Origin of the sequence: uncultured Aquabacterium sp., assembly GCF_913773725.1 — a bacterium.
GTDB lineage: Bacteria > Pseudomonadota > Gammaproteobacteria > Burkholderiales > Burkholderiaceae_C > Aquabacterium.
The window spans coordinates 1-20261 of the sequence record NZ_CAJYGK010000052.1 but is presented as its reverse complement, the minus strand read 5'-3'; the positions used below and the strand labels follow the sequence as shown (position 1 = coordinate 20261).

Sequence of the window (20261 nt, the reverse complement as noted above, 5' to 3'; positions counted from 1 at the left end):
AGGCCCACCAGACGGGCACCTTCGCCGATTGGTTGTTGATAGTGCTGAAGGACTGTGACCAGCCGGTATCCGTGGGTTGCGGCACGCTGACCTGGCATTGGGCCGAGCGTGCGCTGTCGTAGCGGATGGTGTTGAGGTCCACGTCGATGAATGGAATACCGGCGAACATCACCACCATGATGGCAACGAACACCCGGTTCTCGATGCGCGCAGCCGAGAGCACGCCCTTGTTGCCTTCGTCGGCACCCTCCGCACGGGCCTTCAGCCATTCCTGCACGATGATGGCAATGAAAGGCAGCGCGAAGACACCGCTCGCCACCAGCACGGCCCATATGCCGTTATGGACGATCCACGACACCAGCGTGAGGTAGTACTCCAGGTAGTCGGTGGTGAAAAGCGTCATGTCCTCGCCCCCTCAAGCGGCCTGCATCAACAGGCTGGCTTCCAACGCCACAATGGCGGCGACGCCGGCGATCTCGCTGCGCACCAGGCGACGCCGCGCCTGTCTATCCGCCCCGCGTTGGGCCTCACGCGCCAGCAGCCGGCGGCGCATCCAGACCCAGCCGTAGGCGGTCGCACCGTACAGGCACAGTCGCCACGCCATGAAGTAACCCGCCGTAGCCGTCAACCATCGCTCCCAGCTGGCGACGCTGCCGACGAGGTAAATGCCGACGACGTTGGCGCCCACAGCGGCGGTAACGAGCAACACCGTCCACAGCAGCGCCTTCGTCGTGCGCCGGTTGAGCAGCCAGCTGGCATGCGACGGGTTCATGGGTTGCCTCCCGGATTGCCCTTCTGGAGCTGGTCGAGACGGTCGGGAATGGGATCGCCTTCGTAAATGCCACGCGAGCCAGCCGCGCGTGTGCCATGGCGCTGGATGATGGCCATCGGCGAGTTGTTCGCCAGCTCGCGTCGCAGCTCCAGCTCGGTCTTCAGGTTGCGGATCTCGCGGTCGAGCGTGTCACTCTCGTTGTTCACGGCCTCGACCGCCAACTGGTTCGCCGCGACGTTGGGCTCTTTCTTGCCGGTGAGCAGCGTGCGCTGGAGCAGCAGCGCCTTCTCCAGCACCGACGACAGCGCCACCTCCGAGGCCAGGCGCCGCGCCAGCAGGTCCTGGTCTGGTTCGTCGCGCAGCGCCTCGATGACGCCGCGCGTGATCGGCAGCCAGGTGCTACCAGCTGCGCGCAGGTTCTCGAATGTGGTGTTGCGCGTTCCCGAGACCAGTTCCTGCAAGGCTTCCAGCTTTGCCTCGTACTCATCCTGGATCAGCGGCGTCAGCCCGACGCCGGGCACCGTTTCGGTCTTGGTGCAGGAATCGCAGGTGCGCTGCACCTGTTCCCCAAGAACCCGTGTGGCCCATTCAGTCGCTTGTTGTGGCGACGTCCAAGTCTGGCAGGACAGGCTCGCGCAACTGGCGGAAGCGATGGACGACGTGTCGGTCACGCTGCGGCCGTTGACCAGGTTGTAGCCCGCACGGGTGACGTCGCCGACCACCCGGATGGCGGACTGGCCCGCGCCCCCCGCATTACTGCCGCCTACCCAGGGCACGCCGTCGTTGCCCCGGCGCGTCTCCGCCTGCTCAATCGCCGACACGGCATCCGTGCTCGATACTGCGTCGCGCAGCGCCATGCCTTCGGCCATCTGGCTCCAGCCAAGCTGTCCGCCCGCCGTGTCGGCCATCTTCTCGGCCATGGCGCGGCAGGTCAGCTTGGAACGGTCGAAATCCAGCCGCGCCTGCAGCACGCCGTTGGTCAGCAGGTTGTACAGGCCGGGATCGGCGCGCTGGATGATCAACGCAGGCAGCGATGCCACCGCGCTGGTGGCGCTCTGGATCACGTTACTCATGATCTGCTGAAAGCCGTTGGTGATGCCGTTGAGCTGGTTGCGCAGCGTGGTTTGGATGCTCATGTCGCCGCAGATCAGGTTGCTGTTCCAGCCCACGCCGACGCCGATCGAACGCATGCCGGCAGCGCGGCCCATGGACACTGCGCTGCCGCCGCCGATCGAATACATCACCTCGTCGCCGATCACGGAGCCGCCGGTCTGAAAGCCGGTCTGCGCCCACGCCAGGCCGCCGCCAAGAACGAGTGCGCCAGCCAGCACCCCAGTCAATACCGTTGGACGCAGCAGGCGGCGTGCCGTTGGGGAGAGGATCATCAGTTCAGGACGCTTCATCGCCGTACCCTCATTGGAAATCGACGCTGCCGAGGAACACTTGCCCCCGGCGTTCGCAGCACGCATAGGGCCGCCACAGCGCCCAGGCGTAGTCGCCTTGCTGGGCTTGGGTCAGGAAGCCGCCGCGCGGGAACACCGTGCAAGAAGAGGACAGGACGGGCGTGAGTTCCTGCCACTTGCCCGTCGAGGCATCGCCTTCCATCAGCGCACCGGCAGGCCAGTAGCCGGGCCGCGAGTTGGCGAGCAGCGGCTGATAAACGTGGATTTGTCCACGGCGCGTGACGACATCGCCAGCGCGCTGGGCCACCACGGCGCCAGCCTTGTGGTCGTCGGCCTGGTGCAGGAAACCGCCACGCGGATACACGTTGCCCCACAGGTTCAGCGTGGTGCGCGCGCCGACCTCGCGCCTACCCGGAATCAGCGCCTCCGGGTAGACCATCTCGGGCACGTTGTAACGCCAGGCCAGCGTGTCCAGGGTGCTGAGCAGGTACGGCATGAACGCCGTGCCCGCGCCCTCGCAGAAGTAGCCCGAGGATGAGACGAACTGGTTGAACACCTCGACGCCGGGGTGGCCGATCACGTCTGCGTTCTTGAACTTGGCGAGATTGTTCTCGTGGTCTTCGTTGGTGGTGCCGTCACCGCCGGCCTGTGCGGACGGGTTGGGTGCGCTCATCGCCCGGACTTCGACCCAGGGGTTCTCGCCGGTGTTGCTGTAGCTGGAGACGACCGCATCGGGGATGTAGTGGCGGACTTTGATGGACGTGCGCACCGTGCAGCCCGTCCAGGTGCAGTAGAGCCAGTAGCAGATGCCGACGACGCGGTATTCGAGGCAGTCTGGTGATGCCACTGAGCCAACGATGGTTGCGGTGTTGAGGGCGTAGCTGCCGGTAGCGCTGAGCAGCAGCACCGAGGCCACGCCAGCACGCAGACGGCGCATCCGCTCGAAGGGTCGGGTCATGGCTGCGGCCTCCGGTGTTGCGCAATGCGCGCGACGGCACGGGCTACGTCCGGCTCGCCATAGACCACGTAACGCTGATCCACCACGACCGCCGGAATGCTGGTGACGCTCAGGCTCCAGGCGTCGGCAACGCCCTGGTATGCCGACGCAATGCGGCGCTGGAGGTCGGCACCGCCGTTGTTCAGGCGGCGCTTGACGATGGCCGTGGCCTGCTCAGGATCGGCGGGCAGCTGTGCGGAAAGCTCGGCTTCGATGCGCGGGCCTTCATCCAACTCGATCAACCGCTCGCCACCCATGGTCTTGACCGGGTGGCGGCTGTCGGTGACGACCACCACATTGGCTGCGAAGGTGGCGGGGCTGAAAACGGCCAAGGATGCCGGCAGTGCAACGGCCAGGCCAAGGGTTCGCCAGCCGGATGCGAAGCGGAATAAAGATGCTGGCATGTCGCGTGCCCTGGAAGTTGATCAGAGCCATAGTCGAACGCGAACCCGCTGCCGCCCCAACAAACAATGCGCATCGCGGGCACCCCGCATACCTGTTCGGTGCTGCCGCATGGAAAAAAGCGGAGGCCGAAGCCCCCGCTGTGATTACAAAAGACCAGACTCGGCGAACGAGTACGGTGCGCCCTGACCAATCACAAAATGGTCGAGTACCCGCACGTCGATAAGCGCCAAGGCCGTCTTCAACTGCTCTGTCAGCAAGCGATCCGCATTGGATGGCTCGGTGGTGCCCGAGGGGTGCTGATGGGCGAAGATGACCGCAGCGGCGTTCAGTTGCAACGCTCGCTGCAGCACGACACGCGGATAAACCGAGGTCGCATTGATCGTTCCATGGAACATCGGCTCCACGGCCAGCACGTCGTGCATGCTGTTCATGAACACGACGACGAATATCTCATTGGGCTCGGCGACCAGCTTCAAGCGAAGGTAGTCCCTGACCGCAGCGGGCCGTTCAAGACGTGGCCCTGCTTTGAAAACCCGTCGCTCCAGCAACACGATGGCTTGCTGAACGATCCAGTCCTCGTTCTGAACAGAAATATCGGAAAGCGACTCCAGGCAGGAGTCATTGATGACGACAGACATGGCGAACCTCCAGGCAGGGAAATCGGAGGGCACACATGCCCCAGGAGGGCAGGCCCTCCTGGGAATGGAACAAGGGAACAAGGTGCATCCATCACCACAGCAGCGGTGATCGTTCGCGGCCAGGATGCGAGGCGAACGGGTAGCGGTCAGCGCAGCGTGCTGCGCCGTAGCCTCAATGACCGCGGGCTACCTGGGCATGTCGCCGACGACGTCGGCAGGCATTTCGGTGACAGGTGCAGCGGCGGCATCCTCAACCGCCAGCATGTCCATGGCCGACAGCAGTGCATCGCCTTCGATCGGCCCCTGCAGCAGGATCGCCTGGCCGGTCTGACGATCATGCAGCCGAAGCGATGGCGTCGCGGTCACGCCGCCCTTGGTGGCTTCCTCGGCCTGAGCGCGAATCACCCTTTCGGGCCGCTCGCTGGCCAAACACTGCTCGACGGCTGGGTTGAGGCCGGGATAGCGCAGGCCCTCGGGCAAGCCCAGGCCGTCACTACGCGTGTGCGCATAGACCCATTCGATGGCCTGCCAGAAGGCCGCATGCCCGCCACTTTCGGCGGCGCACTCGGCCAGGCGTGCTTCGGCGGAGGCGGCCGGTTCGTGCGCGGCCAGCGGCTGGTGGTGCCATTGCAGGGCTACGTCCGCGTTGGCGCCCACCCAGCGTTTGAGCTTCGGGAAGTACGCTCGGCAGAACGGACATTCGAGGTCGGCATAGAGCGTCAGCGTGAATCGGCCCTGCGCGTTGCCCATCTGCCAGGGCGGCCCGGCCACCTGCGCTGTACTGACCGGCGCGGGAGCCAACGACGCGGGTTCGCCGGGTGCGCGGGACACGAGCCAGATCAGCAGCAGCGTGATCAATCCAGCGGCCACGACCCAGGGCCAGCGCTTGCGCGAGCGCCGACGGAGGGACGCCTGCACCGGCATAGGAACGAAAGGACGTTTCGGTTTCACGGCAGTCTCCGGCGGCTATTGCGGCAGGCCCAAGGCTGGCGACTCGATGCCGCGCGCCTGGTCGATCTTCTCGGCCACCTTGAAGGCCGCGTCGAGTTCACTGATGCCGTGCTGCTGCATGAGTTGGTAACGCTCGGCTTTCTCCTCGGGTTCGGTCTGCGCGAGCGCGAGATACAGGCTCGGTGGCACGGCCCGGAACAGCACTTCCAGGCTCTTGGAGAGGATGACACCCTCGGTGAACTTCCCGGCTTCCTTGCGCGCGGAAAGCATCAATGCTTTCTGCGCGGGTGACAGTTCGCGAAACCGGGCGATCTTCTCCACCTCATCGGGTGGCATCGACAGGCAGATCCACCACTCGATCATGTTGAGCATGGGCTCTGCGGCGCGCGGCAGATCGTCGATGTTTTGTGTGGCGAGCCAGAACCAGGCTCCCAACTTGCGCCACATCTTGGTGATCTTCACCACGTAGGGGGCGAGCAGCGGGTTCTTGGTGATGATGTGCCCTTCGTCGGTGACGTTGATGATCGGGCGGCCCAGGTACTGATCGCGCTCGGCGATGTTGTTCACCGTGCTGATCAGGCTGATGTAGGCAATGGAGAGCTGCGCGTTGTAGCCCTCGCGCGCATAGGTCGCCAGATCGACCAGGGTGATGTCGGCTTCGGGCCACGGCGAACCGTCGCGATCGAACATTTCACCGTCCGTGCCTTGGCAGAACATGTCCATGGCGTCGGCCATCTCCAGCAGTCGCACACGCCGCATTTCCGGCAGCGTCGGGTCCTGGCTGCGCGTGCGCAGCGCATTGCGCACATCGCGCGTGAGCGCGGTGCGCTTCTCGCCATCCTTGCTGTGGCAGTGCTCAGCGGCATCAAGGATGCACTGACGGATCAGCGAGCGGTCGGCCCGCGTCATCCGGGCTTCTTCCTTGTCTTCGCCACCGGTGATCATCAGCCTCGCGGTGATCTCCAATTCGCCCAGCACGTCGCGCTGCTCATCCGCCTCCATGGCCACAGCATCGGGTGGCAGGTCTTCGTCCAGCGCATCGGCGTCGAGCGTCTGCACGTCGCTGGGCGTCTCGATCAGCCGGCGCGCATCCGCGAACGGCGCCAGGGTAACGCCCGAGCCCGGCGCGAGCTTGACCCGGTTCACGGTCAGGCCCAGGCGCCGGGCAAAGTCGCTGAACAAGCCAAAGCTGTTGCCGGCCTCGACAATGAACAGGCGGGGACGGTAGATCGCCGTGACCTGATTCAAGAGGTTATTGAGGGTCGCCGACTTGCCCGAACCTGTCGGGCCGAACAGGACCAGATGGGCATTCATCTGCCGATCCAGGCGGTTGAGCGGATCAAAGGTGATCGGCCCGCCGCCGCGGGTGAACATCGTGATGCCGGGGTGCCCCGTACCCTGGGCGCGGCCCCACACGGGCGAGAGGTTCGCCGCGTGCTGGGCGAACATCAGTTGGGTGTACCACCGGCGCCGATCCTGGCCGGGGTTGTAGCAGCACGGCAGCCAGCGCAGGTAGCTGTTGAGCGGCGCCACCTCGTCGTCCTCACGCACCGGCTGCAGGCCGGCGTTGAGCATGACGTTCGCCAGGTCGAGGCCGCGCCGGTCCAGTTCCGCCTCGTCGCGCCCGCGCAGGTAGAACGCCAGCGTGCCGCGATAGAGCTTGTGCGCGCTGCCGATCAGGGAGCGGGCCTCATGCACGTCCTTGAGCGTCTGCTCGGACGCCAGGGTTTCGCCCACGGCCTTCTTCGCCAGATGATTGAGATCCGCTTCAAGGACATCCTGCGGCGTGGCGACCAGCGTCAGGCAAAGGGTGGTGTCCTCGGGCATCTGGTCGAACAGCGTGTTGATGGCGTCCCCTTTGCGGGTTTCGCCGGTCAGGTGCCCCGTGCCCGGCGGCATGCGCAGGCGGTCGGTGATCAGCACGCGGTGCGGCATGCCGTCGAAATGCCAGGTGCCGTGCGCCACGTCGGAACGCGGCTGGCCAAAGAACAGCCGTTGGCTGAAATCCCGCCCGCTCGCCAATTCGATCTCGCCGTCCTCGCCGTCCTCCGCACTGTCGGGGTAGCGCGCCAGTGCATAGAAGCGCTCCCGGTCTTCGGCCCCAGGCCCAAGCAACGTGGGGCGCGGGTTGAACCAGCGCAGCAGCCAGTCATGAACATCCGCAGCCAACATGCGCCGGGCCTGAATGCCGGCGTTCGCCAGTCCGCCGCACAGGCGGTCGCAGACGATATTGAGCATCTGCTCAGGCGTCTGCCCGCGACGGCTGTTCTGCCCTTGCCCGGTCACGCGGCGATAGACCACCATGCGCACACGCCGGGTCTGGCCGCGCCAGCGCAACCGCGTGACTACCGTGTCCTCGAACAGGCCGCCCGGCTTGGCCACCGCGCGTAGGTGGTGGCCGAAGAAGCGCAGGTAGAACTCGCTGAACGCCGTATCACGGGCGCGCGGCTGCACATAGTCGCGCAGGGTCTGCATGTACTGGTCGAAACTGGGCTCGTCCTGAGCGTAGAGCTGCAGCACCCAGGGGTTCTCGTCCAGTTCATCGAAACTGTCCTGCAGCGCGTTCTCCAAAGCATCGCGGGCCTGCGCGAGCCAGCCAGGTTCCCGGCCTTCGGTGCCCAGCGGCACCAGCTCGTAGAACGCCGCCACCGATTGCCCGTCCTCCAGCAACATGGCCTTCGACTGTGGCAGGAACTCCACCCAGGGCAGCAGTTCCACGAACGACGGCGCGACCTCGTACAGCGCCTGCTCGTCTGCCATGGTCGCCGGCCTGCGAGCTTGCACCACCGCGCCAGGTTCGGGGAGGCCGGCCTGGTGCAGTGCCTCGACGTGGCGCTGCCAGCCGTCCGGCTGCTCGTCATCGGCAGCGCCGGACGCGGCCAGCTTCGGCCAGGGGAGTTTCCAGCGCATCAGTAGTCCTCCACGCGCTCGCCTGGCATGGCGTACTGCACGCGCTGGTACAGCGGGAACACGGTCGTATAGCCCGGAATCGGCACCGGGTCGGTGCCCGCCAAATGGGGATACACGTACATCACGAGGTCGGGGTTGGGCAGGCGCTGGAACTGGCGATAGACCTCGTTGCGCGCCGTGCGCGTATAGCGCATCTGCTCGGCGGGCGCGGCCTGCACGTCCACCTCTGTAAGGGGCCGGCGCAGGCTCTGGCGCGCATCGAGCAGTTGGCGGCCGGCATTCCGTCCGGCCGCGCCACCGCCGTCGCCGGCCTCCTGCTGCCAGATGTCCATCATCGTGCGGTCACCGTGGGTCAGCAGCTTTTCCTTGCTGGTGGCGCAGCCGCCGAGCAGCGCGACGGCTAAGGCCAGCGCCAGGCCTTGAGCCCAGCTATTCAAGTTCGAGAGCATGGCTTTCTCCTGCGCGGTGATCGACCTTGCGGCCTTCTGGATCGAAGTCGATGGCGAGCGGCTTTTCGAGGTGGACGGCGACTTTGGCACCGGGCTGCACATAAACGGCAGCGAAGGCCTGGCCGTAGAGCTTGTTGACCCAGCTCGACATGTCCTGAACGCCACTGGCGAGAATCCGGCCCACGGCTTCCTGGCCGCTGATGCCCACGCTGCCGATGGAGCCGTCGGCGCCGACATAGGACGCCCTGCCGCTGTCGGATTCGATGAGCGAGGCCACGCCTGCGCCAGCCGCCGTGATCAGCGCCTGGGTGCCGAGGTACTGCTGCGCATTGCTGCGCCGCTCGCCGCTGACACAGGGAATGCCATGCGGGTCGCTGATCCAGCCCAGGCCGTCACGTTGTTGGTTGTTCTGCTGGTTGCCCTCGCGATCCTCGGGAATGGTGCGGATGGTCCCGTCATGGAACACGAAGGTGATGCTGCGCACCTGGCCGCGCACGCACGAGAGCGTCCAGTCGCCCGATGCGGTGCCGGAGAACACGGCCCCGGCCACATCGGGGATGTAGATGCCGTTCGCGGTCAAATTGTCCGGCCCGACCAAGACCTTGAAGGGGTATGGATCGTTTACCGTGCCGTCGATCGGCACGCGGCCAATCAGCGCCGTCATTGCCACCGACCCCATCAGCGTCGAGTTGGTCGGCACGGTATAGACGGGCATCGCGCTCTTGACGCCAGCCGCGCGTGCGCCCGCGTTTGCCACGGTTTGCGCTGTGGTTTCCAGCGTGCTCTGCGAGGAGCCGAAGCTGGTGGGGAAGTTTATGCCGCCATTCGACCTGCCGCGTCCGTCGCTTTGTTTCGCGTCATCAGGCTCCACCCAGCGCATACCGCCTTCCATGCCGGCCTCGTCGCCGTCATGCAGGCCCAGCCCCACCGGCAAATCGGCATGGCCGCCGCCACGTCCGCCGATGCTGTCCAGGCGTTGCTGCAGGTCGGCGAGCAGCCCCTCGGTCTGCTGGCGCGTGCTGGCCGCCTGCTGCTGGTCGCGGCGCAGGTTGGAGCGCTCGGATTCGAGGGCCGAATTAATGCGTTGGTCGATGGCGTTCTCGCGCTGGCGCAGCCGCTGGTTCTCTTCACGCTGCGACCTGTTGTCGGACAGCGCGGTTTGAAGCTCGGTACGCAACTGCTTCACCTGGGCAACGAGTGTTGCCACGGTGTCGCGCGGGGTATCGCCCTCGATGCCCAGCGCCTTCATTTCCTCCGGCGTGAGCCTGCTGCTGCCATCTGCGGTGGGCGGCGCCGACGCACCGCCACCGGAGAACAGCCGGATGGCGACGAACAGCACCAGCAGGGCCACGGGGATCAGCAGCCACTTCAGGAGTCCGTTACTGCGCATGGCGGGCCTCCCTGTCGTCGCTGGCTGCTGCTTTGGGCTGCGGGAGATGCACAGCGGGGTCGAAGCGATGGATCGTCGGCAGCAGCGATTGCGCGAGGCCGTGCCCGCGCGTCACCAGGTACAGGACGGTGGTGTCCTCGGGGGTTCCGCGCGGGCCAAGCGCCTCGTGCTGGAAGGTGGCGGTGAGGAAATCGCCTTGCAGCACGCGCGGGTCGAGCGTGGCCCAGCCGGCGCTGGTGTTGGTCAGGCGCACGGCAGTGACCCACTGGTCTTCCAGGCGCCACGAGGCGAGTGCGACCGCGCGTGCCGGCAAGGTCGGCATCAGCGTGCCGAGGTCGAGGTCGCTGCGCAGGTTGACCCGCATAACGCCTGGCAAGGGTTCCACAGTGCGCAGCGGCGCGTAGAGGTTCTGCGCAGCAAAACGTGTCAGCACGACGGGGATTAGCGTTTCGCGCCGCGCCGTCCGGGTACCCGCCTGATCCTCGGCGCGCGCCTGGGGCGCATCGGCACCGTCAGGCTGATCGCCATACCGTGCCGGTGTGCTGTTGCCCTCGACGATGCGTACCGGTTCCAGCTCGGCTTCGCCGTCCTTGGGCGGCTCCGCCGCAATGTCGAGCAGGATCAGCGCGCCGGTGTCGGCGTCCTGCAATTGCAGCCGTGTAGGCTCGATCGGCTCGCTGGCGCGCAGGTACACCGCGCCGCCCGCGCTCTGCACGCGCAAGCGCTCACCGACGCCTGCGGGAACGCCCACGCGGACGTTTCGGTCGATGAACACGATGCGCTCCTGGCCGACCTTCAACGGCACTGCCAGCGGCATGCGCTCCCACCGCAGGATCTCCACCGCCTGGACAGCGGGGGACACGACCACTGCGGCGGCCACGGCCAGCAGCCCAAGCAGCGCGAGTACAGGATGCTTCATGGGCTTCATGGGGAATTACCTCCTTGAGGCGCTTGCGGCGTCAGGCCACCAGGCACCGGGCGCGTCGGCTCCGGGGTGCTGATGCGCTGGGGCGTGCCCTCGTAGCAGTCGAGTACCAGGCCGAACGGGTTGCGGGCGGGATCGACATCCACCCGCGCGACCTTCACGGGGTAGCGCACCAGGGCGCGCTTGACCTGCTCGGCGCCGTAGTACTCGTCGGCGCTGATGTCCAGCGTCACCACCCAGTCGCGGTCGGAGATCACACGCACGCGCGCCGTGGGGTTGTCGCCATAGCTGCGACCGGGAATTTCGTAGATGCCACGCACCCGCTGGCGCAGCTCGCCCGTGCTGCGGCGGTAGTCGTAGTCCGCCTTGAGGAATGCCTGGCAGGACGGGGTGAGGTACGGCGAGAGCGTGTGGAGGTTGCGCGGGTAATCTTCTTCGCCATTCGTCGGCCAGCGATTGAGCGTCTGGAACACGTAGAACGTGAACACATAGACCGATTCAGGCGGTACTTCCCACCACTTGCGGGTACTGCCGGAGCGCAGGTCAGGCGGAACGTGGATGGTCAGGTCGCGGGGAGCGCTCCACCAGCCTCCGCCCATGACCAGGGCGACGACGACCAGCGCACCCGCGCCGAGGCGCAGCGTCTTGATGTGCGCCTGCAGGTGGGTGATCTCGTTCTTGAAGCGGCTCATCGCGCGCCCCCGTGCGTGCCCCTGCGGGTAGTCCAGAAGCCAGAGCGCGAGATCAGCACATGGCCGCCCATCCAACCGGCCATCAGCGGATGGCGCGTGGCGATGCGCCATTGCAACTGCCGGTACAGCCAGGTGTCGGGACGCCCGCGTTTGAGACGGCGCAGGATGCCGCCGCCAATGAACACGCCCAGCGCCACGCCCAGGACGACGAAGGTTGGCGCGATAGCGATCGTGCGGAACACCCACGACAGCGGCGCGCCGACCACCAGGCCGGCGGCGCCGGACAGGCCGCAGCAAATCCACAACTCGTCGGCGGTGAGGCCGCGCACGACCACTGGGTGCCTGTTGAGCCGGTGTGGAAGGAATGTGACCGTCCCATCGGCACGGACATGCTGTTGCTCGGACATGGCCCGTCCTCGCTTACAGGATGCCGGTGGCTTCGGTGAGCAGCCAGATGCCGATCACGAGCAGGACGGCGCCGATGGCGACCGTGAGACCGAACTGGCCCCAGGTCTTGCGGCCGGTGTGGATTTCCGCGTAGGTGCCGTAGGCGTGGTAGCACACGCCAATGAACATCGACGCCACCACCAACAGGGCCACGAGCATGATGATGTCGTAGCCGTAGTTCCTGATCGTTTCCATGATGCCGCTGCCGGCGCCGCGGGTCGGGTTTTCCAACTGCGGCAGGCCTTGCGCGAACGTCAGTGCGGGCAGCGCGGCGGCACCCAGGGCGACGGCGGCACGTTGGACAAAACGAGTAGTGAGGATGCGGTTTGGCATGGTCAATCCCTTCAGGTCAGGAGAGGAGGAAGAAAGTCAGCACGAGGTACATCGCGACGAAGCGGATGCAGACGCCGAGGAACTGGCGTTGGTTGAGGCGGTTCTCGGCCCACCCCACATAGGCCGTTCGGATGGCCCAGACGCCCCAGACGAGCAGAACCGCGAACACGACGCCGACCAGGACGGTCGCCATCGCCGAAGGCGCGATGCCGCTGTTGGCTTGAAATGCCGAGACCTGGGCGCCGTTCATGGCCTGCCCTGCGCAGTCGTCGGCAGCGATGGCGGGGCGGCCCGCTCCGCGCGGTAGTCGCCGCCCAGTTCGGAGGGGTCGCGTGGCTGGGCGCGTGATGGCGTCAGGTGGAACTGGATGCCGGCGCGCATGCGCGCCAGGTCAGCCAGGAGCCGCGGGTAGTCGAAGTGGTAGCGCTCGCCCGGCTGGATCGGCGCGTGTGCAGCGCCGCCCGTGACGGTGCGCTCCAGCGCGTCGAGCTGACGCAGCGCCGCGATCAGCTCCTGGCGCTGTGCCGGGGATTCGGCCAACGCCATCGAAGACTGCCCCAGCAGCAGGGCAGTCACGAGAAAAGTGGGCACGCCGCGATGCGCGGCGCGCAGCCAGATCGGAGCCAACATCGCGCCATTCCTGTGTGATCAGCAATGGCTTGATCGTGGCGATCAGAGGCGTATCAGGCCGCAAACAATAAGAACCTGCGGATGACCGGATTGATGGCCTAGAGGTACTTCTTGAAGCTGCCCGCCGTCAGGCTCACAGCCAGTCCCAGCATGGCGGCGCTGGGCAGCAGGATCAGCAGCGGATGCACCGAGATCGGCAAGGCCAGGTACGTGACCCAGGGCAGCACGGCCAGTGGCATCAGGCTGGCTTTCGCTCGGTGGTAGATAAAGCCGGATTCGCGGCCCGCGCCGAACCGGCGCACGTCACGCCTCACCAAGCCGTCGATCAAACCGACAAATGCCGCCGTGAAAATCAGTGGCAGCGTGAGCGCCAGGATCAGCAGGCGCACGAGGAAAGTAAGCGTCGTGAAGGCTGCGGCGATCAAGTAACTCTCCGTCCAGACATAGACCTGGCTGATGAAGTAGCGGAAGTTCCGCGCTTGCCCCTGGCTGGGCGCTCGGGCGCGCTCGGCGGTCTGGCTCATGCGCTCCAGCAGTCCTGAGCGCACGAACACCCATTCGTAGGCTGTGTCCACCAGCGCGTGCGCCGTGCGCCCCGGTTCCTGCACGACCACGCTGCGTGTGAAGTGCTTGGACAGGTGCCCCAACTCGTACTGCAGCATCTGCTGGGAGTGCTGCCAGCCCTGGTCCTTCCAGAACAGGTGCATGCCGATGCACTCCATCAGGATCGAGAACAGCAGCGAGCCGACCAGCACCCCGAGCAGTCGGAACGGAAAGGTAATGGTGCCGACGATCAGACCTTGGCGGCGGTTCTGCTCGCGCTGCGCAGTCGAGGCGGCATCGCTCATGGCGCGGTCTCTTCGCTGGCCGTGTCGCCCGTGTCGGTGCTGGGTGTGGCGATGGCCACCTCATCGAGCAGGTCGTTCGGCAAGGCCGCGTCCTGCAAGAGCGGGGAGCTGGTGAACTCCCACCACTGTGTGGCCTCGCTGTAGCTCTGGCGCATGTGCCCCGCGAGTTGCTGCAAGTCCGCCGGCATCACTTCATCCGGGTCTGGCGCCGGCAACGGCATGCGCACCTTCCAAAGCTGGCCACCCTGCAGCAGCGCGAAGCACTGGCCTTTGGGTAGGCCGACGATGTGCGATGGCTCGATCATCGGCACGCTGGACATGCTGATGCGGTCTTGGGTGTTTGACGTAAAGTCCGTCGCGCCGCGAATGTCGGAACTGTCGGTCGCGCCGCTGACGATGGTGGTCGTGTAGACCTCGACCTTCGGCAATTGCCGGGTCAGCAATTCAGCGGTAGCCGTTTCGCGCACCCGCAGCATGAACAGGTTGTTGAAGTTGCCGATCACCTGACCGGCCTTCGCGCGGTTGCCGATGCGGGCCTCGATGTCCGAGAGCGTCTGCGTGTACGCGGTGACTTGCAGTCCAGCACCGCCGCCTTTATTGATCAGCGGGACGAACTCGTCGCCCATCAACTCGTTGAACTCATCGGCATGGACGTTGATCGGCACGCGCGAGCCAGCCGAGGCGCCCGGCAGGCCGTCGTCGATCCCGTGCTTGTAGATGTGGCCAGCGACCGAAACCAAGTCGGAGAACATGGAATTGCCGACCGCCGCGGCGACCTCGGCGTCGGACAGCGCATCGAGGCCGACATAGACCACGGCGCGCTTTCGGATCACCTGCATCCAATCGAAGATCGGGCGTGGGTCGGCCAGGTCGGAGTAGTTCGGGGCCAGAAGCTGGGCGATCTTGCCGCTGGTGAGCTTCTCCAGCAGCGGCAGCAGCGATGCGACGATCTTGTCGAAGTAAGTCTTGTCGTAGCGCACTGCCGAGCGCAGGCCGTCGAGCACCGGGTCGTAGTTGCGCGCCTGCGAGAGGTACTGCTCCAGCGCCACCACGCGCTTTTCGCGCCCGATCATGTTGCGCGGGATGTTCTTCTCGTTGAGCTTGGCCTCGATCTGGACGATCACCTGCCAGGCCTTGGGCTCGGTCTTGGCGAAGTAATGCTGGGCGTACTCGATGAACAGCGCGTCGATGTTGATCACATGGCGCTGGATCAGCATGTAGTCCGGGCGCTGCCCCAGTTCCACCAGGGCACGGGCGATGATGTTGACGAAGCGCCACGCAAACTCGCGAAATGCCGCGCTGTTGCCTTCCCCGGAGAGCTGCCCTGCAACACGGGTGGCCACCTCGCTGATGCGCCCAAAGCGGCCCACGGCGTTGTAGCGCGCGGAAATGTCCGGCCAGCCTAAATGGAAGACATAGAACTCGCCTTCGCGGCCCGCACGCTTGGCCTCGACGTACACCCGCTTCAAAAGATCGGCGTCGCCCTTGGGGTCGATGACGATGACGACCTCGTGCTCGCCGTCGGCGTTCTTGCGCCGGATGTCCTGAGTCACGAACAACTCGGCCAACCGCGTCTTGCCCACGCGCGTGGTGCCCAGTACCAGCGAATGCCCGACGCGCTCACCCAGCGGCAGGCTGACGTCCACCTCATCGGGTTCGATGCCGTGCAGGCGCGGCAGGCCGCCCACAGGCGGCAGCGGGCGCACCGGGTTGAAAGGCACATCCCAGCCCGTGAGCGCGGCCAGCCGGGACAGCGGGAACGGCGCGAACTCCAGCCGTTCCTCCAGCCTGCGCGCCAGCCGGTAGGCCGGCGTCAGCTCGACGTAGCGGCGAAATTCCGGTCGGTACGTCTGCATCAGCCGATGGGTGTGTTTCTGCTCCCACAGAAACCCGCGCCCCACGAACAGACGCTGCTGGCTGACCGGCACGTCCTTGCTGGTCATCACGTAGCGCGGCAAGCGGCGAATGTTGCGCCGGTAGCGCAGGATGACGCGGGCATCGCGGTAGCGGATGGCACCGTAGGCACAGAACGCCAGCGCACTGCCGACGCCCATGGCCGGACTCAGCGCGAGCGACCACGGGGCCACCAGGGACAGAAACGCGGCGCCTGCACACGCCGCGACGGTATAGAACTCCACCGCTGGGCGCAGCAGAACCTCGACCGGCTGTTTCCCCGACATGGCTTCATTGCTCGATGCCGGTGGCTGTGATCAGCACCGGGTAATGCCGCAGACCCAGGCGCTCGGCCAGGTCGTCACCGGCCACAGGCGCGAGGGGAACGCCGGGCACCAGGGCGCGCAGCCGTGCCAGGCCCTGCACGGTCTCGACGTTAACCACCAGGCCCACCGCGCCGCGCTCGCGCAGCGATGTTGCCTGGCGACGAAGCCAGGCGTGGGAAGCCTCGTCGTCGCCGACGACTACGAAAGGCCGCAGGCCCGGTGCCTCGATCACCCGCCGCGCGACGGTGCCAGGCGTGAGCTTGGCACTGCGCACCGGCAACATCGCGGCCTCATCCATGGGCGTGGCGGGCACCGTGAGTATCGGGATGGGCGGTCGGGCTGGAGCATCGGCGCGCGGCTGAAGATTCAGAGCCTCGTAGTACGGCAGCGCCGACGTGCCGCCACGGTCTTCGACCACGATCAGCTGATCGCCGGCACGTGAGGCCAGCGGCAGAGCCGCCAGCAGCACGAGCAAGCCCTTCAGTGTGAGATGGGTCAAATGGGATGTTTTCATGGGGTGCTCTCCTGGCGCGCAGCGAGGGCCGCGGTGGTTGGGTGTGTGCCCTGCACGCGGGCAAGGTGGCGCGACACGCTGCGCCGGTAACGGGCGGCAGGTTCTCCGCCCGCAGGACGGTGGTAGCGACCGATTGCCAGTAACCAGTCCTCGTCCGAGCTGTGCTGCTCCTTCAGAATTTCAGCGGCGATGGCGAGGTTGCTGTATGGGTCGAGCAGGTCGCACGGGCTGGCGTAGCGCTGCTGGTGGTAGCCGAGGTTGATCTGGCCCAGGCCCGCGTCGATGCGTGTGTGCGGCGTGGAGTGCATTGCCTGCTGCAAACCGGCGCAGGCGTCGGCACGGGTGGCGAAGCGGTGCGACTGGCCGGCGACGTTGAGCGACCACGGCCACGGGACGATGCGCCCGTTGCGTCGAATGCCGCTCTCTTGCAAGGCCACCGCGTAGAGCACCGTCGATGGGATGCCCGCTCGCTGAGCGGCAAGCTGGTAAGCCGGTGGCGGAATCTCCTGGGCATGGGCGGCGCAGGCGCACAGGCCCGCCGCGAGCGCCAGTGCGCGCAAGCACTGCGAAACGGAGGTGGCCACTAAGGCTGGCGCAGCCATTGGCCGTTCACCTCGCGCACGACTGCTGGAAGCTCGCCGGGCAAGCTCAGCGACAGCCACCGCCCGCCATCATGGTTGAGCGTGATGCCACCGCTGCGCACGCGCGCCGGATCGACGTTCGCACGCTTGGCCCAGTCGCGAATACGTGTGTCGTCCTGGCGGCTACCAACCATGTACAGGTCGAACTCGGTGCCAGAGGATTGCAGGCGCTGCACAAGCTGCCCGCAGGCCGCGCAGCCGTCCTTGACGAACACCGCCGTGCGGCCGGAGCCGCGTTCGGCACCCGCGTTGGGCTTGTCGTCAGGCAGGTTCACTCGCTGCATGCCGGGATTCAGGCGCTGCCAGGCCTCGTCGTAGGCACGCTGGTAGGCGAGCAGCTTCTCGACGCGGCGCGCTTCGACCTGCACCTGCAGCTCTGCGTAACGGCGCCGTTCCTCGTCGGTGCGCGCCTCGATGCCCAGGGCGGACAGCGGGTCCAGGTTGGGCGAGTAGATGCCCAACGGCCCGTCCATCAGTTCGCGATAGCGCGCCCACTCCTGCGGTTGCAGGCCCCAGTCGCTTGCCACCCGGTCGTCCAGGATGCGGGCGACAAGGAGGCGCTCCTGGCTCTGCGCATTGCGGGCGGAGGCCGTGGCCGGCTGCTGCGCCCAGGCGGGCAACTGGGCAGACGCGAGCAGGAGCGCGGAAAGGATGATCGACGGTTTCATGTCGTGCGCTCCGCTCAAGGAATCGCCATGCGACGGGTCTGGTCGCCGGCCTGGAACACCGCGGTGTTGCCCTCGACTGCCTGCAAGCGCCACGGGCCGACGGCATCGCCGGGAAGCAGCACTTGAAGCTGGTCGGGCGTGAAGTTCCCGTTGTTCGGCGCGACGGACAGGCTGCGCTGGCCGGCGCGAAGTTCGGCGCCGACGATGCGGAACGGCAGTGGCGGCGGTTCCGGCTTGGCGGTGGGCCTGGTCGGTACGCGCGGCTGGGCGGACGCTGCGGCACGCGCAACAGTCTGGCGTGTCTTGATTTGCTCGACTTCGGTGCGCAGCGCCTGAAGGTCTTCGGCAGCGGCATAGCCGCTCAGCGCTTTTTCGACCTGAGCAGCGCGTGCTTCCAGGAGTTCGCGGGTGTCTTTGAGGTCTGCCGCCGTTGCGACGGCTGGACGCTGCTGGATGGCATCAATGGTCTCGGCCAGGCCCATCGCCTGCGCTTCGAGACGTTGCAGGCGGGTATCAAGCTGATTCTGGTCGGTCTGGTCGTTCACCGCCTGGTAGCCGAGAGCGACGAAGACGCTGAGGCTGATCAGCCAGAGCCACATCAGGCTCTGCACCACCACGGCGGTGATCGGGCGACGGGGAGACTGCGCGGCATTCATGGCTGGCCTCCCGAACCCGAAGGCATCAGCGGAAACGTCTGCACCGCCTCGGCAGCGGGCGGCTCGTGTGCGTGCTCGGCGGTCGCACTGCCTCCAGGCCGCTCGAAGCAAATCTGCCGTGCCCGTTCATCCGCATGCAGTTCCCAGGCCGGGCCAGCCAGGGTGAGCAGCGCATCGCGCAAGGTCATGGGGCCAAGATGCAGGTGCGCCGCCGGCAGCGGGAGCACATACAACTCGGTCACGGCGCGAGGCGTCTCGCAAAGCTGGTAGCCGCTGCGTTTGAGCACATGCCGCAGGCCATCGCCCACCGTGGCACGGGCATCCTCGGGCATGAACACGTCGATGGTCTGCAACAGCAAGTCACGCTGCGCCGCCGTGGGTGTCAGCTCGACCAGCGTGTAGCGGCCATAGCGCACGACGGGAATGAACTCGGGGGCCTCGGGTTCGGGAGCGGAGGAGACCCCTTCTATGGCGTCTGGCACCAGCGGCGCGGTCGTGGTGGCGCAGCCGCTGGCCAGCGCTGCGGCCAGGAGACCAGCGCCGACCAGACGCCGGGATACATGGGTTGCGGGCATGGCATCGGCTCTTCTGTTGCGATGCCGATACCTTGGCGGCACGGTGCCGTGCGGTCAGCCAGGAATGCGAACTGGGTAGTGCCCGGTTTCAGGGGCGACCCGGATGCCTACTGCGTATCGTCCAGGCGGTACAGACGCACCCGTTGTTGCGCACAACCAGTAGCTCATGGATCAATAGGCGGATTTGCAGTTAAGCCGCAATATGGGACGAAAAACGGTGTACTTCGCGAATCAATTGCAGGGTGGCTGCCGTAGCACGCCAAAGAAAAAACGCAGCCCCGCCCACGAAGAACGCGAGTGGGGCTGCAAGTTGTGAACAATAGAAAGCCGGCGGCGCTAGGCCGGCGATGGCGTGGAAATCAGGCGGTGACCAATTGCCGGGCCAGTGCGACCTCGACGGAATCACCGTCCTGATTCAGAACATCCAGCCCCGATTCGGGCACGTCGCCCGAGGTGGACTGCGAGACCATGATCTTCTTGGCCATCAGTTCCAGGCAGGTCATCTGCGAGGAACCGGCATAGCCGAGGTAGATCACGCGCACGGGCTGTTTCTGCCCGATGCGCCAGGAGCGGCGTGCTGCCTGTTGGAGCGAGTACACGTTGTAGCCACTTTGCATGAACACAATCGTCGGGAACTCCAACAAATCCAGTCCCGTCTTGACCAGCTCGGGATTGGTGACGAGCACGTCGATGCCACGGTCCAGTTGCTCGGCGATCCAGTCTTCTCGGCGGCTGGCATCCACGCTTGCGCGCAGTACCGCCACCTTGAAGCCTTCCTGCTCCAGCAGCCCCTTCAGGCGCGACGTGGTGTCGCGCGTGCCGGTATAGACCGTGTAGGCCAGAACGTTGCGGCCCTGTTCCTTCTCCGCTTTGCAGATATCGATCAGCTCACGCTCCTTGGGGCTGATCTCGAACTCATTGAACTGAGCCGGGACAAACGCCAAGGTGTTGCGCGTGCGCGGATGCACCACGGTCTCCGACCGGAAGCAGCAATCCGGCCAGGCCAGCAGCACGTTGAGCACCACCCCCAGCAAGGTCGTATCGCGTCGCGCCAGAGCCTGTTTCAGCTCTGCGGTCAGCCGACCCGCCAGGTCGCGGTAGGCCGCGGCTTGCGCCGTGTCCATCGCGACTTCGCGGAACTCCTCGTCATACGGCGGCAGGACGTTGCCGCCGATGTCCTTGAGTTTGAGGAAGATGG

Annotated in this window: 24 protein-coding genes; all 24 read right to left on the bottom strand. The window is 66.1% G+C overall.

What is annotated here, in order from left to right:
* Positions 1 to 403 (bottom strand): conjugal transfer protein TraG N-terminal domain-containing protein (locus tag QZ709_RS05890; RefSeq protein ID WP_294636325.1); only part of this gene is annotated, 403 nt, incomplete at its 3' end.
* A gap of 12 nt (positions 404 to 415) precedes the next feature.
* Positions 416 to 772, bottom strand: a complete 357-nt coding sequence (locus QZ709_RS05885; protein ID WP_058137601.1) for a hypothetical protein — start codon at positions 770 to 772, stop codon at positions 416 to 418.
* A complete protein-coding gene (locus tag QZ709_RS05880) occupies positions 769 to 2175 on the bottom strand; it encodes an integrating conjugative element protein (RefSeq protein ID WP_294636327.1) in 1407 nt (468 codons plus the stop codon). The genes QZ709_RS05885 and QZ709_RS05880 overlap by 4 nt, the downstream gene beginning before the upstream one ends.
* 10 nt (positions 2176 to 2185) lie before the next feature.
* The gene (locus QZ709_RS05875) at positions 2186 to 3133 is read right to left on the bottom strand and encodes a TIGR03756 family integrating conjugative element protein (RefSeq protein WP_058137603.1); all 948 of its coding nucleotides are present in this window, start codon (positions 3131 to 3133) and stop codon (positions 2186 to 2188) included.
* Positions 3130 to 3576: a TIGR03757 family integrating conjugative element protein gene (locus tag QZ709_RS05870; protein ID WP_114249774.1), complete on the bottom strand. Its 447-nt coding sequence runs from the start codon at positions 3574 to 3576 to the stop codon at positions 3130 to 3132. Before QZ709_RS05870 ends, QZ709_RS05875 begins: the two co-directional genes overlap by 4 nt.
* 144 nt (positions 3577 to 3720) lie before the next feature.
* Positions 3721 to 4215 (bottom strand): DNA repair protein RadC, encoded by a 495-nt coding sequence (gene radC / locus QZ709_RS05865; RefSeq protein ID WP_026383922.1) that lies wholly within the window; start codon positions 4213 to 4215, stop codon positions 3721 to 3723.
* Positions 4216 to 4401: 186 nt separating this feature from the next.
* On the bottom strand, positions 4402 to 5166 hold the full coding sequence (locus QZ709_RS05860) for a thioredoxin domain-containing protein (protein WP_034027938.1): 765 nt from the start codon (positions 5164 to 5166) through the stop codon (positions 4402 to 4404).
* A 15-nt stretch (positions 5167 to 5181) separates the two neighbouring features.
* Complete coding sequence (locus QZ709_RS05855) at positions 5182 to 8076, bottom strand: conjugative transfer ATPase (RefSeq protein WP_294636324.1); 2895 nt, start codon at positions 8074 to 8076, stop codon at positions 5182 to 5184.
* Positions 8076 to 8525: a TIGR03751 family conjugal transfer lipoprotein gene (locus QZ709_RS05850; RefSeq protein ID WP_042919405.1), complete on the bottom strand. Its 450-nt coding sequence runs from the start codon at positions 8523 to 8525 to the stop codon at positions 8076 to 8078. The genes QZ709_RS05855 and QZ709_RS05850 overlap by 1 nt, the downstream gene beginning before the upstream one ends.
* Positions 8506 to 9915: a TIGR03752 family integrating conjugative element protein gene (locus tag QZ709_RS05845; RefSeq protein ID WP_058137606.1), complete on the bottom strand. Its 1410-nt coding sequence runs from the start codon at positions 9913 to 9915 to the stop codon at positions 8506 to 8508. The genes QZ709_RS05850 and QZ709_RS05845 overlap by 20 nt, the downstream gene beginning before the upstream one ends.
* The gene (locus QZ709_RS05840) at positions 9905 to 10834 is read right to left on the bottom strand and encodes a TIGR03749 family integrating conjugative element protein (protein ID WP_294636326.1); all 930 of its coding nucleotides are present in this window, start codon (positions 10832 to 10834) and stop codon (positions 9905 to 9907) included. Before QZ709_RS05840 ends, QZ709_RS05845 begins: the two co-directional genes overlap by 11 nt.
* Positions 10835 to 10839: 5 nt before the next feature.
* The gene (locus QZ709_RS05835; RefSeq protein WP_294636323.1) at positions 10840 to 11532 is read right to left on the bottom strand and encodes a PFL_4703 family integrating conjugative element protein; all 693 of its coding nucleotides are present in this window, start codon (positions 11530 to 11532) and stop codon (positions 10840 to 10842) included.
* Positions 11529 to 11939: a TIGR03750 family conjugal transfer protein gene (locus tag QZ709_RS05830; RefSeq protein WP_058135863.1), complete on the bottom strand. Its 411-nt coding sequence runs from the start codon at positions 11937 to 11939 to the stop codon at positions 11529 to 11531. The genes QZ709_RS05835 and QZ709_RS05830 overlap by 4 nt, the downstream gene beginning before the upstream one ends.
* Before the next feature lie 13 nt (positions 11940 to 11952).
* Entirely contained in the window at positions 11953 to 12312 is a 360-nt protein-coding gene (locus QZ709_RS05825) for a TIGR03745 family integrating conjugative element membrane protein (RefSeq protein WP_058135862.1), read from the bottom strand.
* Between the two features lie 16 nt (positions 12313 to 12328).
* Complete coding sequence (locus tag QZ709_RS05820) at positions 12329 to 12562, bottom strand: TIGR03758 family integrating conjugative element protein (protein ID WP_022579861.1); 234 nt, start codon at positions 12560 to 12562, stop codon at positions 12329 to 12331.
* Positions 12559 to 12942, bottom strand: coding sequence for an RAQPRD family integrative conjugative element protein (locus QZ709_RS05815; protein ID WP_058135860.1), 384 nt, complete (start codon positions 12940 to 12942; stop codon positions 12559 to 12561). Before QZ709_RS05815 ends, QZ709_RS05820 begins: the two co-directional genes overlap by 4 nt.
* Before the next feature lie 98 nt (positions 12943 to 13040).
* Positions 13041 to 13790: a TIGR03747 family integrating conjugative element membrane protein gene (locus QZ709_RS05810; protein ID WP_058135858.1), complete on the bottom strand. Its 750-nt coding sequence runs from the start codon at positions 13788 to 13790 to the stop codon at positions 13041 to 13043.
* On the bottom strand, positions 13787 to 15970 hold the full coding sequence (gene traD, locus QZ709_RS05805) for a type IV conjugative transfer system coupling protein TraD (RefSeq protein WP_058135856.1): 2184 nt from the start codon (positions 15968 to 15970) through the stop codon (positions 13787 to 13789). Before traD ends, QZ709_RS05810 begins: the two co-directional genes overlap by 4 nt.
* Before the next feature lie 4 nt (positions 15971 to 15974).
* Entirely contained in the window at positions 15975 to 16523 is a 549-nt protein-coding gene (locus QZ709_RS05800; RefSeq protein WP_023124763.1) for an integrating conjugative element protein, read from the bottom strand.
* Complete coding sequence (locus QZ709_RS05795; protein WP_058135853.1) at positions 16520 to 17125, bottom strand: transglycosylase SLT domain-containing protein; 606 nt, start codon at positions 17123 to 17125, stop codon at positions 16520 to 16522. Before QZ709_RS05795 ends, QZ709_RS05800 begins: the two co-directional genes overlap by 4 nt.
* The gene (locus tag QZ709_RS05790; protein WP_034027953.1) at positions 17107 to 17832 is read right to left on the bottom strand and encodes a TIGR03759 family integrating conjugative element protein; all 726 of its coding nucleotides are present in this window, start codon (positions 17830 to 17832) and stop codon (positions 17107 to 17109) included. Before QZ709_RS05790 ends, QZ709_RS05795 begins: the two co-directional genes overlap by 19 nt.
* 14 nt (positions 17833 to 17846) lie before the next feature.
* On the bottom strand, positions 17847 to 18488 hold the full coding sequence (locus QZ709_RS05785) for a hypothetical protein (protein WP_034027955.1): 642 nt from the start codon (positions 18486 to 18488) through the stop codon (positions 17847 to 17849).
* Positions 18485 to 19063, bottom strand: a complete 579-nt coding sequence (locus tag QZ709_RS05780; protein WP_034027956.1) for a PilL N-terminal domain-containing protein — start codon at positions 19061 to 19063, stop codon at positions 18485 to 18487. The genes QZ709_RS05785 and QZ709_RS05780 overlap by 4 nt, the downstream gene beginning before the upstream one ends.
* 359 nt (positions 19064 to 19422) lie before the next feature.
* Positions 19423 to 20261 (bottom strand): helicase-related protein (locus QZ709_RS05775; protein ID WP_294636322.1); only part of this gene is annotated, 839 nt, incomplete at its 5' end.